Origin of the sequence: Streptococcus sp. 27098_8_12, from assembly GCF_041432115.1 — a bacterium.
GTDB classification, from domain to species: domain Bacteria; phylum Bacillota; class Bacilli; order Lactobacillales; family Streptococcaceae; genus Streptococcus; species Streptococcus parasanguinis_V.
The window spans coordinates 39,974-55,219 of record NZ_JAPVZA010000003.1 but is presented as its reverse complement, the minus strand read 5'-3'; the positions used below and the strand labels follow the sequence as shown (position 1 = coordinate 55,219).

13 protein-coding genes are annotated in these 15,246 nt (G+C 42.3%); all 13 read right to left on the bottom strand.

Translation table 11 applies throughout. The annotated features are described in order from the left end of the window. Positions 1–57: 57 nt before the first annotated feature. Positions 58–648: a hypothetical protein gene (locus O3629_RS01785; protein ID WP_227223747.1), complete on the bottom strand. Its 591-nt coding sequence runs from the start codon at positions 646–648 to the stop codon at positions 58–60. 159 nt (positions 649–807) lie between these two features. Then, entirely contained in the window at positions 808–1,797 is a 990-nt protein-coding gene (locus tag O3629_RS01780; RefSeq protein WP_214259388.1) for a lipoate--protein ligase, read from the bottom strand. 229 nt (positions 1,798–2,026) lie between these two features. Then, a complete protein-coding gene (gene lpdA, locus O3629_RS01775) occupies positions 2,027–3,733 on the bottom strand; it encodes a dihydrolipoyl dehydrogenase (RefSeq protein ID WP_371608637.1) in 1,707 nt (568 codons plus the stop codon). 39 nt (positions 3,734–3,772) lie between these two features. Beyond that, positions 3,773–4,816, bottom strand: a complete 1,044-nt coding sequence (locus tag O3629_RS01770) for a dihydrolipoamide acetyltransferase (RefSeq protein WP_003007379.1) — start codon at positions 4,814–4,816, stop codon at positions 3,773–3,775. A gap of 270 nt (positions 4,817–5,086) precedes the next feature. Beyond that, positions 5,087–6,079 (bottom strand): alpha-ketoacid dehydrogenase subunit beta, encoded by a 993-nt coding sequence (locus O3629_RS01765; protein WP_195487600.1) that lies wholly within the window; start codon positions 6,077–6,079, stop codon positions 5,087–5,089. 16 nt (positions 6,080–6,095) lie between these two features. Next, on the bottom strand, positions 6,096–7,064 hold the full coding sequence (locus O3629_RS01760) for a thiamine pyrophosphate-dependent dehydrogenase E1 component subunit alpha (RefSeq protein WP_118095608.1): 969 nt from the start codon (positions 7,062–7,064) through the stop codon (positions 6,096–6,098). Between the two features lie 219 nt (positions 7,065–7,283). Continuing rightward, on the bottom strand, positions 7,284–8,450 hold the full coding sequence (locus O3629_RS01755; RefSeq protein ID WP_195487599.1) for an acetyl-CoA carboxylase biotin carboxylase subunit family protein: 1,167 nt from the start codon (positions 8,448–8,450) through the stop codon (positions 7,284–7,286). Between the two features lie 21 nt (positions 8,451–8,471). After that, complete coding sequence (locus O3629_RS01750) at positions 8,472–9,212, bottom strand: esterase family protein (RefSeq protein WP_003001389.1); 741 nt, start codon at positions 9,210–9,212, stop codon at positions 8,472–8,474. Between the two features lie 38 nt (positions 9,213–9,250). Beyond that, positions 9,251–10,078: an alpha/beta hydrolase gene (locus O3629_RS01745; protein WP_003007390.1), complete on the bottom strand. Its 828-nt coding sequence runs from the start codon at positions 10,076–10,078 to the stop codon at positions 9,251–9,253. A gap of 93 nt (positions 10,079–10,171) precedes the next feature. Beyond that, on the bottom strand, positions 10,172–11,506 hold the full coding sequence (gene trmFO, locus O3629_RS01740) for a methylenetetrahydrofolate--tRNA-(uracil(54)-C(5))-methyltransferase (FADH(2)-oxidizing) TrmFO (protein WP_031573201.1): 1,335 nt from the start codon (positions 11,504–11,506) through the stop codon (positions 10,172–10,174). Between the two features lie 154 nt (positions 11,507–11,660). Beyond that, complete coding sequence (locus tag O3629_RS01735) at positions 11,661–12,365, bottom strand: DUF3307 domain-containing protein (RefSeq protein WP_195190007.1); 705 nt, start codon at positions 12,363–12,365, stop codon at positions 11,661–11,663. Then, positions 12,349–13,026 carry a SatD family protein gene (locus O3629_RS01730; RefSeq protein WP_195487598.1) on the bottom strand — a complete coding sequence of 226 codons (678 nt, stop codon included), beginning with the start codon at positions 13,024–13,026 and terminating at the stop codon, positions 12,349–12,351. The genes O3629_RS01735 and O3629_RS01730 overlap by 17 nt, the downstream gene beginning before the upstream one ends. Before the next feature lie 106 nt (positions 13,027–13,132). Next, the gene (gene topA / locus O3629_RS01725) at positions 13,133–15,214 is read right to left on the bottom strand and encodes a type I DNA topoisomerase (RefSeq protein ID WP_031573190.1); all 2,082 of its coding nucleotides are present in this window, start codon (positions 15,212–15,214) and stop codon (positions 13,133–13,135) included. Between the last annotated feature and the right edge of the window lie 32 nt (positions 15,215–15,246).

The window sequence follows — 15,246 nt, the reverse complement described above, 5'->3', positions numbered from 1 at the left end:
TAGCGTTAATAAAAGAGCGTAGGATTTTTTATGAAATCTTACGCTCTTTTATTCTTTCTATAAAAATTCAATCCAATAATTACGGTGTGGCTCAATAATGACTGGTTTTCCCCAAAATGATTTTAGATAAGCCAGATTTGCTGGGGTGACCGGTCTTTTTTCACCATTATACTTTTCTGCACTTTCTTCCGTTAAAAAGCATTTAACTGCTTCATATGGTGTTCCGTCACTCGCTGTACGATCAATACCCATATAAGCAATTTCATCACCGGCCTTCGGAAAATCTGTAAATAGTTTACCAATAAAATAAACCGTCTTATCTTTCATTAATTCATAAGCTTTACTATTTTCCAATCTGTTATTCGCTGCAGCGTACATAATACAAAAGCTATCCACGATATCTTTCAAAGGCATTAATTCTTCTTTGCTAACGATTATTTCCTCAGGAGCAAGTCCACCAATGATTAAGTTTTCATAATGAGGTTGCTGGATGACGTTATCTAAAGCCATTCCTAATGGTAGTTGGACAGCTTGATAGCCTAATGGTTCTAGCACTTGCTTTTTCTGGTCAAGGTGTCCTTGTGTAATACTGACATTCAAATCATAAGGACTTAAAGATTGTTGCTTTCTAAAAAAAGCCACTACTATACGATCTAACTATTCAAATAGACCAAGATTTTCCACTGGAATTTTCATCATTGAATATGATCCCCTTTTTGTTCAGATTTCCTCTATATTGTACAATCATGGTTTTCGAATATCAAGTTTAAGATAAAAGATATCCATTTAACATGGATATCTTTTACTTTATTTCACCACTGCTTCAGCAATTTCTTCTGCAGTGATACCTGCAAAGTAACGACCTAGGTTAATGGTTTGAAGGGCATTGAGGACGTCTTCACGTTCGTATTTAACGCTACGAAGAACATCTTCTACTGCTGCAACATCTTCGATACCAAAGAAGTCACCATAAATCTTGATGTCTTGGATTTTTGATTCAATGACGTTTGCGAAGATTTCAACCTTACCGCTAGGGAATTTAGTGCCACGACGGACATTGTATTCAGGAGACTTTCCATAGTTCCAATCCCAGGTACCAAACTTGGTTTCCTTGATACGATTGATTTCAGCCAATTCTTCATCTGAGAAGACATATTCTGTCATCTCAGGGTATTCTTTCTTCATGTAGTCCAAAAGCAAGTCACGGAACTCTTCAACCGTGATTTTTTCTGGCAATTCATCGATGATATTGGTCACACGTGCACGAACCGATTTAACCCCTTTAGACTCAAACTTGTCTTTAGACACCTTGAGTGCATTAGCAAGGACTGACAAATCCACGTCAAAGAGAAGGCAACCATGGTGCATTATCCGACCATTGATGTAAGCTTGGGCATTTCCACAGAATTTCTTACCATCAATTTCCAAATCGTTACGACCAGTGAATTCAGCCTTCACTCCAAGCTGAGCCAAGGTGTTGATCACAGGAGTTGAGAAGCTCTTGAAGTCAAAGGCCTTATTTTCGTCTTCTTTTGAAATAATGGTGTAGTTGAGGTTGTTCAAATCGTGATAAACAGCCCCACCACCACTGATCCGGCGAACCACTTCAATCCCATGCTCCCGAACGTAGTCGCGGTTGATTTCTTCGATGGTATTTTGGTGGCGACCAACGATAATCGATGGTTTGTTAATCCAGAGAAGGAAGATTTGATCCTCATCTAAAAGGTGCTTAAAAGCATACTCTTCTAAAGCAATATTAAAAGCAGTATCATTTGAATAATTAATAATGTATTTCATAGTAATTCCAAAAAATTCGTTTTATAAATCCTACTCTTAGCAGGATGAGCATTAGACAGAAATAGTTGAATTTCACTTAATTTTTTGAAGTAGTAAAAAGAAATGTAACGAGTTATCGTTACATTTCTCGGAAAAATTGAGACAAGTGGCTCAATTTTTAGGCATGGAACTCTATGAGAGGTCGCTGCCGTCCGTACTACTTAAAGAAAATTTAGTTGAAAGAATAATATTATTTCTTCTTAGGTGAGTGAACAGCCAAGCCGAGTACATCCGCAAAGGCTTCGTACATCACTTCTGAGAAGGTAGGGTGTCCGTGGATGGTCTTAAGCATTTCTTCTACAGTGATTTCCATCTCAATGATGGTAGAAGCTTCGTTGATCAATTCAGCTGCTGCTGGACCAATGATGTGAACCCCAAGAACTTCACCGTATTTCTTGTCTGCAATAACTTTAACAAAGCCTTGAGCCGCATCTGATGCAATGGCACGACCGTTCGCCGCAAAGTTAAATTTACCGATTTGAACATCGTATTTCTCACGAGCTTGTTCTTCCGTCAAACCAACAGCCGCAACTTCTGGAAGCGTGTAGATGGCTGCAGGCGTCAAGTTCAATTTGGCAACAGCATGATTTCCCTTAAGGGCATTTTCAGCCGCTACTTCACCCATACGGAAGGCAGCGTGAGCCAACATCTTAGTACCGTTGATATCACCTGGCGCATAGATACCTGGAACAGACGTTTCCATGTATTCATTGACCTTGATACGACCACGGTCTAACTCAAACTCAACTTCTCCGATACCTTCAAGATCTGGAACACGACCGATTGAAAGAAGGGCTTTATTTGCGATGATATCATCTTTGCCTTCAACCTTGATACGGAGTTTGCCATCTTCTTCAATGATTTCTTGCAATTTCGTATCGGTCAAGATGGTCATACCTTTACGTTCAAGAATCAAACGAAGGTTTTTAGATACTTCTGCATCCATAGCTGGAACAATGCGATCCATCATTTCGATAACAGTAACTTTTGAACCAAATGTCATGAAGGCTTGGCCAAGCTCGATACCGACAACTCCACCACCAATGATGACAAGTCTTTCTGGAACTTCGTTCATTTCAAGGATGTCATCACTCGTCATGACAAGAGATGATTCCATACCAGGAACGTTGATTTTGCTTACTTTTGAACCACCAGCAAGGATGATCTTCTTCGTTTCAAGCAATTCAGAACCATTTACCAAGACATTCTTATCTTTCGTAATGGTACCGATACCCTTGTGAACATCCACTCCGTAGCTGCGAAGAAGCCCTGCAACACCACCAACAAGGGTATTAACAACTTTAGATTTAGTTTCTAAAAGTTTATCCATATCTACTGAGAAACTTGGGTTTTCAATAATAATACCACGGTTGGCTGCATGTCCGATATTTTCGATAATTTCAGCGTTGTGGAGGTAAGTCTTAGTTGGGATACATCCGCGGTTCAAGCACGTTCCACCAAGTTCAGATTTCTCAACAAGAGCAACCTTACCACCTAATTGAGCTGCCTTTATAGCAGATACGTAACCAGCAGGACCACCACCGATCACTACGATATCATAAGCATCATCGCTCTTATTGTCATCGTTTGAAGCACTTGCTGCAACTGGTGCTGGGCTTGCTTCTGGTGCTACTGCTCCAGCTGTAGGGATATTTTCCCCTTCTTCACCAAGATAACCGATTACTTCTGTGACAGGAACTGTTTCGCCGTCTCCTTTCAGGATAGCGATCAAGTAACCGTCTTCTTCCGCTTCCAACTCCATGCTGACTTTGTCTGTCATGATTTCAAGGAGAACTTCTCCTTCTTTTACAAATTCGCCGACTTTTTTATTCCACTGAACGATTTGTCCTTCGGTCATATCTACGCCGGCTTTTGGCATAATTACTTCTAAGGCCATTTTATTTCCCTCTTTTTCTTGTTTCTATTCTCTCATTGATTAGACCAACATTGAAATCGGGTCTTCAATCAAGGCTTTCAAGTCTTTCATGAATTTGGCACCAGCCATTCCATCGACAACGCGGTGGTCAATGGTCAAGCCCAAGCTCATGATTGGACGAATGACAATTTCACCATTCACAACAACTGGTTTTTCAACCGTTGCACTAACTCCAAGGATGGCAGAGTTTGGTTGGTTGATAATCGGTCCAAATGATTGAACACCAAACATCCCTAAGTTACTGATGGTAAAGGTTGAGTTTTGCAATTCACTTGGAGCAAGCTTACCATCCAAGGTACGTCCGATAACGTCCTTGAAGGCTACCACCAACTCTGACAAGGTCATCTTTTCCGCATTGTAGACAACTGGAGTCATCAAGCCATTGTCCATCCCAACCGCCATCGCTAAGTTGACATAGTTATGAGTGATGATGGTTTTGCCATCTTCTGTCAATGACGCATTGATGTATGGGTGCTTCATCAAGGTCTTAACAACTGCTAGAGAAAGCAAATCTGTTACAGTCACCTTCTTACCAGTTGCTTCCATGATTGGATCCAAAACCTTCTTACGAAGGGCCAACATTTGAGACATATCAATGTCATAGTTCAAAGTAAAGGTTGGTGCTGTCAAGTAAGATTCCACCATCCGTTGAGCGATCACCTTCCGCATTGGTGTCATCGGAATCCGCTCGATCTCACCATAAGGTGTCATATTATCTGGAGCTTCCTCCACCTTCTCGATTTCAGCAGGTGACTTAATGGTCTCATTCTCAATATTTTCAGGAAGGAAAGCAAGGACGTCCTTCTTCATGATCTTACCACGATGACCAGTTCCTTGAATCTCTTGCCAAGCAATATTGTGTTCTAAAGCAATTCGTTTTGCAAGTGGTGAAATGCGAACCACATTTGTGTCTTTATAGGTTTCCACGTCTTCTTTGTGGACACGACCGTTTGCGCCTGAACCAGAAACATCATAGAGGTTGATCCCAAGATCATCCGCTAATTTTCTAGCCGCAGGAGTCGCTCTTAGCTTATCATCAGCCATGACCTCTCCTATTCTATACTAAGATATCAAGGACGTAGAGGACAAAGAAAAATAGGAGATTGACGCTGTGTTCGATGAACACAAGGAAATCTATCTTTTTTTCACAGTCCTCCGTCCGGATTCAGTTATAAGATACTAAGGGCGTCAAAAGTCAAAGTGAAAATAGGAAACTTGACGAAGAAACTTTAGTTTCTAGGAAAGTTTCTCTTTTTCACCCAGACTTTAGCCCGCGCTCTAATTTAAATGACATTACATAATTTATGTTATGTATTATTCTTTGTTATATGTTTTACGAATAGCATCTTTGATGCTTTCAACTGTTGGAATCATTGCATTTTCAAGGTTTTGTGCGTAAGGCATTGGCACATCTTCCCCCGCACAACGGCGGATTGGTGCATCCAAGTAATCAAATGCTTCTGATTCAGAAATAATAGCTGAAATTTCACCAATATAGCCACTTGTTTTGTGGGCATCATTGACAAGGACTACTTTTCCTGTTTTCTTGACAGAATTAATGATGATCTCTTTATCGAGTGGGACCAAGGTCCGTGGGTCTACTACTTCTACTGAGATGCCTTCTTCTGCCAATTCTTCAGCAACTTGCATCACGCGACGAAGCATTTTCCCGTAGGTTACAACAGTGACATCTGTACCTTCGCGTTTGATTTCTCCGACACCAAGCGGAATCGTGTAGTCCGGATCAACAGGCACTTCCCCTTTTTGGTTGAATTCTGATTTGTATTCAAGAATGATTACTGGGTTGTTATCACGGATCGATGACTTGAGAAGTCCCTTCATATCTGCTGGAGTTCCAGGAGCAACAACTTTCAAACCAGGAATATGAGTAAACCATGATTCCAAGGATTGGGAGTGTTGAGCTGCAGATCCAACTCCGTTACCAGCAGCACAGCGAATGGTCATTGGTACTTGACCTTTCCCACCAAACATGTAGCGAGTCTTAGCAGCTTGGTTGACAATAGCATCCATGGCAATAACAGAGAAATCCATGAAAGTCATATCAACGATTGGGCGAAGTCCGGTCATGGCTGCACCTGCTGCTGCACCTGAAATCGCAGCCTCAGAAATCGGACAGTCACGGACACGTTCTGGACCAAATTCCTCAAGCATTCCTACTGAAGTTCCGAAGTCTCCACCGAAAACTCCGACATCTTCCCCCATCAACAATACATTTTCGTCGCGACGCATTTCCTCAGACATAGCAAGGATAATGGTATCGCGGAAAGACATTAATTTAGTTTCCATAATTCTCTACTCCCCCTTAGTCTGCGTAAATATCTTCGAAAGCTGATTCAAGTGGAGGGAATGGGCTTTCTTCCGCAAATTTCACTGAAGCTTCCACTGCTTCTTTTACTTCTTCTTGGATCTGATCCAATTCTTCTGCGCTCGCAATCTCATTTTCAAGGAGATACTTGCGAAGGTTTTCGATTGGATCTTTCTTCTTCCACTCTTCTACTTCTTCACGAGTCCGGTATTTACCAGGGTCAGATGAAGAGTGACCAAGCCAACGATAGGTGACACTCTCGATCAAGACAGGTCCTTTACCAGAGCGGACGTGTTCAACAGCTTTTTGGAATCCTTCATAGACATCGATAACGTTATTTCCATCAGGAATAAACATTCCAGGAATGCCGTAAGCAGCACTACGTTCGTGGATATGCTGGATATTGGTCATTTTCTTGATGTCAGCAGAGATTCCATAACCGTTATTGATACAGTAGAAAATTACCGGAAGATTCCAAATAGAAGCCATATTCACCGCTTCGTGGAAGACACCTTCATTGGTTGCACCATCGCCAAAGAAGCAGACGACAATCTTACCAGTCTTTTTCATTTGTTGAGTAAGGGCAGCACCTACTGCAATTCCCATACCACCACCAACGATCCCGTTCGCACCAAGGTTACCAGCATCCAGGTCAGCGATATGCATGGAGCCACCCTTCCCTTTACAAGTACCCGTATACTTACCAAGGATTTCAGCCATCATGCCATTCAAATCGATTCCTTTAGCAATGGCTTGTCCGTGACCACGGTGGTTAGATGTCAGCAAATCATCATCGTTTAAAGCCAACATCGCCCCAACGTTAGCCGCTTCTTCCCCAACAGAAAAGTGCGTCATTCCTGGCACTTTTCCTTTTTTTACTAACTGTGCAATTTTTAAGTCCATGCGACGGATTTCTTCCATTTTACGGAACATATCCAATAAGAGACTTTTATCTAATGTTGCCATCATTTCGCCTTTCTTAGCATTTATTCATTCTCTTTCATTCTAGCCAAAAATGAAAGCACTGTCAAAAATAATGCTCAAATGATTTCACAAACTTTATTCCTTGGAAGATGGTTTTATAAGCTTTTTAAAATTCAAATACAATATTTCACAAACTTATCACTCATGACTTTGCTATACATATAAAAAAACCGATAGGATCCTATCCTACCGGTCATCATCTTATGATTGGCGTTGGCCAAAGTCATGAATCATTTGTTCCAATTCTTCACGACTAGGTGTAGTAAGCATATAGAGGTAATCTCCCTGAAGTTCCGCAAAGGCCGCTGGCATGTCTTTCTTGACACGGAATTGATCATGGTATTTAGCCAAAACTTCATCCTCTGAAAGGACATAGGCTGCATTGGCACGACGAGAAGTTGCCAAGCAATAAAGGGGCTCAAACTCAGAAGCTGGGAAAGGTTCTCCTGCTACGATGGCAGCATAGCCACGGTACAAATCAATCGAGTGAGCGTAGTTGTAGACATCGATGGTAAAGCCACCTGCAGGGCGATTATTGTACTCGATCGCAATATAGTCATCCCCATCGCGGAAGAACTCAATGTGGAAGAAACGTTCCTTCATGCCAAAGGCCTTGACAATGGCTTCCCCGTATTGACGCAATTTTGGATCTATCTCTTTAAGGACATAATAAGAGTTGTCCATCTTGTAGAGCATCAAATCGAGTGGCGTATAAGCATAGTCAAAAGTCGTTGAAAAGACAATGTTGCCATCGCGATCGACCAGACCATCAAAGGTACAAATCTCGCTAGAAGTGACGAATTTCTCAAAGAAGTACTCGGTGTGGCCATCCCACTCAGCCTTAAAATGATCCACATCTTCTGGCGTTTCGATCTTGAAGGTCGCTGCTGCTCCTACTCCATTGTCAGGCTTAGCAATCAAAGGCAACCCAATCTTCTTCACGGCCTTATCAATGTCTTTTTCTGTTTTAACTACAGCACCAGGTACGACTGGGACTCCTGCCTTCTTGAAGAGTTTCTTCATTTCGGATTTGAACTTGGTTTTCTTCAAATCTTTTGGCTTAGCCCCGAAGACATTGAATTGCTCCCGAAGCGCCGCATCCAATTCCAACCAGTACTCATTATGAGACTCAATGCGATCGATTGGGCCATGTTTATAAAAGAGAAAGGCTACCGCACGCTTCACTTCGTCCAGATTTTCCAAATTTTCAACACGGAAATATTCTGTTAAGCTGTTGCGCAAAGGCTCATCTAACTGTTCATATGGCTCTTGACCAATTCCCAAGACAGTGATCCCTTTATTAGCTAGTTCGATGGTAAATTGTTGGAAGTTTTGTGGGTAATATGGTGAAATAACGATATAATTCATTGAGGTCTCCTCCCTTTTTACTTATAGATACATTTGGCCTAGGAAATAAGGCATTTGTTTGCGCCACCATTCCCAATCGTGGGCTACATCATGTCCCCATTCAGCGAACCATGCAGGAATATTTTTGTGATCAAAGGCTTCTTTCAGTTTGTAGAAAGATGGAAGCCCGTCTTGTTCCCAAGCCCCTAAACCAGTACAAACAACAATTTCAGCCTGACGGTAACGATCGATAAACCAGCCATCATTTTGGTTCCAGATATAATCAGATGGAGAATTTTGGTAAATGGCTTCATCTCCACCAAAATCACCAACAAAGAAACGAGCGTCATAGACTCCACTCAAGGCAATCACTTTGTTAAAGACATCTGGATGTTGCAAGAAGAAATTAAGCGCGTGGTAGGCTCCCATTGAGCAACCAGTTGTCATCATCGGATCAAACCAGCCTGTTTTGTGCTTGATGAAAGGAATAGCTTCTTCAATCACATAGCGCTCGTAAGCACGGTGCATCTCTGCTCGATCATGAGGATTTTTCCAATCACAAAGCCAGCTTTCACTATCAACACTCGAAAGGGTGAAGAATTGAACCCGTCCTTCTTCGATAAACTGAGCACAAGCATCAATCATACCAAAGTCATAGTACTCGTTATGGCTTCCACCTGATGAAGCGAAGACCACAACAGGAATACCAGCATGTCCATAGCGGTTCAGATACATTTCACGGTTGAGTTGGCCACTCCAGTGGCTTAAATGTTCAATATTCATAAGTTTCCTCTTTCCTTTATTTCTTTATTTACAGTCTATTAATCCCAATTTTCAGCCAAAAAGCGAAGGCATTCAGGTAAATGTTCAGCCCAAGCTTCTTCATGGTGAATCGCACCGGATTGAATCCGAATGGCAATATTTTCTAAAGCAACTCCTTGTTGGATAACGTCGTGATAATAACGAAGGGATGAATCAATATAGGCTTGCTTGATATTTCCCGCCATCAGCGTTTTATCTGTATCATCCGCCTCTTCAGTCCCTACATAGATGTAGATCCGTTGATCTGCATATAATTTTTTGCGTTCGATATAATGATTGAAGGCATCTTGGTGTAGCCAGTTAGCAGATGAAAAGACCCCTAAACAACCAATTTGATCTTGGTACTCTAAGCCCAAGAATTGGGTAATATTCCCACCCAAGGAAGATCCAATCATGGCCGTATGTTCTCGATCAGCAAGAGTCCGGTATTCTTGGTCGATAAAAGGTTTCACCACCTCCATGACAAATTCGCCGTACTCAACTCCCTTGCCACCAAATTGCATGCCAGGAATATTGGATTCCTTGTACTTCCAGGCAGAGTATTCATTCATGCGTTGGAAACCATCATTATCGATCGCAACAACAATCATGCGACTAATATCGGGATTCCGCTTAATGGCTGGAATCACCTTCCAGGAATGACCCGCATAAGCTTCCTTGCTGTACAAAACGTTTTGCCCATCGTGGAAATAAACCACAGGGTAACGTCTATCTGTATCCGTTTCATAATTCTTAGGTAATAAGACTCGCACACGACGGAGTTTTCCGGTATAAGGCACTTTCAACTCGTGTGTCTTCATATCTAAATAAAAATAGGATTTGTTCATTGTCAGAAAACTCTCTATATTCTAAATTTTATTCATTATACCATTTTTAGAAGAAAAAGTCTGGATTTTCTCCAAACTTTTTCCTTTCTTTGGTTATTTTTCCATAAACTGAGCCAAATCTTGTAAAGAACGTTCGGCAATTTTCTCATAACGTTCCTTTTTATCCCGAATGCGTGGTCCTTCTAGCTCTTTGATAATCCCGAAGTTGACATTCATGGGTTGGAAATGCTTGCTATCTGCATGGGTGATATAGTGAGCCAGGCTTCCGATAGCTGTCGTTTCAGGGAAAATCGCTGCTTCTTCTCCTTTGAAAAGGCGAGCGGCATTGATTCCAGCTACCAAACCTGAGGCCGCTGACTCAACATAGCCTTCTACACCTGTCATTTGACCTGCAAAGAAGAGATTTGGTTGTTTCTTCGAGCGGTAGGTTTGTTCCAGCAGATTTGGAGAATCCATGTAGGAATTGCGGTGCATGACGCCGTATCTGACAAACTCCGCATGTTCCAAACCTGGAATCATTTGGAAGACCCGTTTTTGTTCGCCCCATTTAAGGTGAGTTTGGAAGCCGACGATATTGTAGAGGCTGGCAGCCGCATTGTCTTGGCGCAACTGAACGACTGCGTAGGGTGTCTTAAACTCCCCATCACGTGGCCCTTTGTAATCATCTGGATACTCGAGTCCAACTGGTTTCATAGGGCCATAGAGCATGGTTTTGATACCACGTTTGGCCATGACTTCAATGGGCATACAGCCTTCGAAATACTTTTCTTTTTCAAAAGAGTTGAGCGGGGCTTCTTCAGCATTGACCAAGGCCTCGTGGAAGTCCATAAACTCTTGCTTGGTCATTGGGCAGTTGAGATAAGCTGCTTCTCCCTTGTCATAGCGTGACTTGAGATAGACCTTGTTCATATCGACAGTATTGACATCGATGATTGGAGCTGCTGCATCATAAAAATAGAAACCATCGCCACCATTAAGGGCGTGAATCTTTTCTGCCAAGGCATCGCTGGTTAGAGGCCCCGTTGCGACCACTGTGATGGCATCTGTCGGCAATTCCGTAATTTCATCACGAATGACTTCGATGAGCGGATGTTGGGACACCTTCTCCGTCACCCGGCTAGCAAAACCTTCTCGGTCCACAGCAAGTGCTCCACCGGCTGGTACACGAGTCGCTTCCGCTGCTTCAAGGATGACAGAACCCAGACGACGCATTTCTTCTTTGAGGAGCCCGACAGCATTGGTGAGAGAATCCCCACGAAGAGAGTTGGAACACACTAACTCAGCAAAGTTGTCTGTTTTGTGTTGCGGAGTGGATTTGACTCCACGCATTTCATAAAGCTTGACCGGAATTCCCTGTTGGGCAATCTGGTAAGCTGCTTCCGAGCCTGCAAGGCCCGCACCGATCACATTGATATAAGATTGAGACATGACACTAATACCTCTTTGGGTATCAAACCACCTCACTGAACTGTTAGACACCCACAAATCTTTCTAATTTTCTACTTGGTCCATTATACCAAAAAGCCAAGTAAAAAGACAGGGAGGCTTTTCCTTCCTGTCTTAGACTTTACTATTTATTTTCTTATAGACACAACCAAGCTGCTAAGAGGGCAGATAGGATACTGAACAAGGACCCGATCAAGTAATACTCCGCAAAGGCTGGATCCTCCGAAATTTTATTGTAGCGAGCGATGGACTTGGCAGTAAAGACTAGGCCGATAGAAGCAAATTGCCCATAGATGAGACAGGCACCAATCACCAAACGCTCTAAAAAGCCAATCATGGAACCAGCCCCAGTGATCGTATCCATTTTCTTCTTGCTGGTGGGTTGATACTTGGCAAACAGAATTTTAAAGGCAATATTGCTTGGTTTCCCAACTAGGAGAACATAAAAAATTAGATTTAAAGTGTCCAGAGGCAGATAGGTCGAACCATTCTTCGCTCCTAAAAGGACTAGACAGCTAATGATGCTGACATGCAAGACTTGATCCAAGGCAAAGGTCCAGGCGGTTGGTAATTTCAAACCATTCTGCACGATCGGTTTTAAGAAATCTATTGCGGCATGGCTCAGTAAAATGACCAAGCAAATCCACCACAAATCTAGATGACAGAAGGAAACGACGATCAGAGGCAGAGCTACATATAGAATGTGAAGCCCTAGCACCTTCTTATCCTGATCCTTGCGATCCGCCATCTTTTGGCTTTGAAAATAATAATCTGATAGTAAATGACAAATCAACAAGAGAATCAAGTATGGATTCACTACGATACTAGACAATCCGCTCATTTTCCTCTCCTTTCACTATGCTTTGTATACTGGCCAGGGCACCTGCTCTCCCCCGTAAATAAACACGGACACTGCTACTCTTCAACCGTTTAGAGAGGGCACTTGGGTTGATAGCTAGTGATTGGGCCAAATCCTGCTGACTAAAGGACTCGCTATATACGGATCTCTTTAGAAGATTGAGCAAGATCTCTTCCTGACTATCCCGCCAACCTGAACGAATGGCTTCTCCAGAAGCGATGAGGGCGTTCACAAAAAAGTCTTGGTTTTCCTTCCCGCTTGAAAAATAAATCTGTGTATTGCCATAGTCATTTTTCTGATGAACAAAATTGATGGCTGCGCGTGCATTCCAATAAGCTGGACCATCTGCTCCAACACTTTGCAAGGGATCAATAGCTGTTACAATCTCCCCAAGGCCAATTCCAAAACGAAGCTGAGTAGGGGTTAGTTCTGAACGTAAGGTATCGATGATTTGAAAAACTGGAGCATCCACTTTTAAAAGCGCCTGAAACTCATCCCCCAAGGTCAAAGTAAAACGGGATGCCAGGTAATCTCCAAATAATTCGTTCATCTTTTGAAGCGTTTTTTCTACCTGTTTTTGCAGGTCAAGACGTTCTTGAACGGTTTTGGAATCAATGACATCTGCAATCAAAGCAAGATACATAAGCCCACCTCCTTATGTCTATTATAACGAAAAAAAGCAAAAATGTCTATTATAACAGACATTTAAGAAAATTGCCGTTATAATAGACATCGAATCATTTAAAAGATTATTTCACTTTTTCTTCTTCGTAGTCACCGTTGCTACAAACGACTTGTTTACCACCGCCACGGACTTTCTTCTCAACTAAGTAATGACCACATTTTGGACAGTCACGGCCGATTGGCTTGTCCCAAGAAGTAAATTCACAGTCTGGGTAGCGATTACAGCCATAGAAAATACGATTTCGTTTGGTTTTACGCTCGATGATTTGTCCCTGATGACAGTTTGGACATTCCACCCCGATTTCTTTGACAATGGCTTGAGTATGACGACAATCTGGGAAATTACTACAAGCATAGAACTTACCAAAACGTCCTAATTTAATCACCATCGGGCTGCCACAGACTTCACAATCAAAACCAGCTGGTTCGTCTTTGATTTGGATTTTTTCCATCTCTTCTTCAGCCTTGGCGACTTCTTTAGAGAATGGTTTGTAGAAGGCATCAATGACTTTTTGCCACTCTTCTTTTCCGAGTTCGACATCATCGAGTTTCCCTTCCATCTCCGCTGTGAAGGTCACATTGACAATATCTGGGAAAAACTCAACAATCAGTTTATTAACGATCTCCCCTAATTCCGTTGGTTCAAAGCGTTTAGCTACCAGCTTCACATAATAGCGTTTTTGAATGGTCTCAATCGTCGGAGCATAGGTTGAAGGTCGTCCAACACCGTTCTCTTCCAAGGTCTTAATCAAGGTTGCTTCAGAATATCGAGCAGGTGGTTGGGTAAAGTGTTGCTCCGGCTTGCTATTGACCTGCTTGACGATATCGCCTTCTACCATGTCCGGCAACATCTTGTTTTTGTCTGAATCATTATAAATCGCCAAATAACCGTCAAACTTTACCTGACTCCCATTCGCTGTATATTGAACCCCATTTTGACCTAAACGGACATTCATAGTATCAAAAACAGCTGCCGTCATCTGGCTAGCGACAAAACGATTCCAAATCAAGGTGTAGAGTTTCAATTGGTCTTTGTCCAAGTATTTAGCAATGCTCTCAGGAGTATTGAAGACGCTAGACGGACGAATCGCTTCGTGGGCATCTTGGGCACCAGAAGCATTCTTCACACGGCTTCCATGCTTAGAATATTTCTCACCGAAGCGATCCACGATAAAGTTAGCTGCCTCATTTTGCGCAACCGGACTGATCCGTGTGGAGTCGGTACGCATATAGGTAATCAAACCTTGAACACCAGAGCCGATATTGATTCCTTCGTACAATTGCTGAGCGACCATCATGGTCTTGCGTGTACGGAAGTTGATCTTATTGGCTGCATCCATCTGCATAGAAGAGGTGGTGTAAGGAAGTGGTGCATTCCGACGACGTTCTTTCTTTTCAACTTTTTCAACAGTAAAATCTTTGCCATCTAAGCGTTCAAGAACAGCTTTCACCTCTTCATTGGTGTTGAGCTTCATCTTCTTGCCATCAATCCCATAGAAGCTAGCTTGGAATTGCTTGGTCCCTTTTTTAAAGACACCATCAATGGTCCAGTATTCTTCCGGCTTGAAATCATTAATTTCGTTTTCACGATCAATGATTAATTTGAGGGCAACTGATTGCACGCGCCCTGCAGAAAGTCCTTTTTTGACCTTTTTCCAAAGAATAGGCGAAATTGAATACCCTACAATCCGGTCCAAGACACGACGGGCTTGTTGGGCATCGACCAAGTCCATATCGATTTGGCGCGGTTCTTTAAAGGCATTTTTTACTGCATCCTTGGTGATTTCGTTAAAGACCACGCGGTTCTTTTCTTTGGCATCCAAGTTCAAAATATGCGCTAAATGCCAAGAAATAGCTTCTCCTTCTCGGTCCGGGTCACTTGCGAGAAAGACTTGTTTGGCTTTTTTAGCTTCTTTTTTCAAATCATTGATCAAGGGACCTTTTCCGCGAATATTGATATACTCCGGTTCATAGTTATTGTCGAAGTCAATAGACATCGTAGATTTTTTCAGATCCCGAATATGGCCAACACTAGCCATGACTTTGTAGTTACGACCAAGGTATTTTTCGATTGTTTTCGCCTTAGCAGGAGACTCCACAATCACCAAATTTTTCTTGGTTGTACTGCTTTTCTTTTTTGTTACCACGTTTTATCCCTCTGTATTGTATAAATCTCATT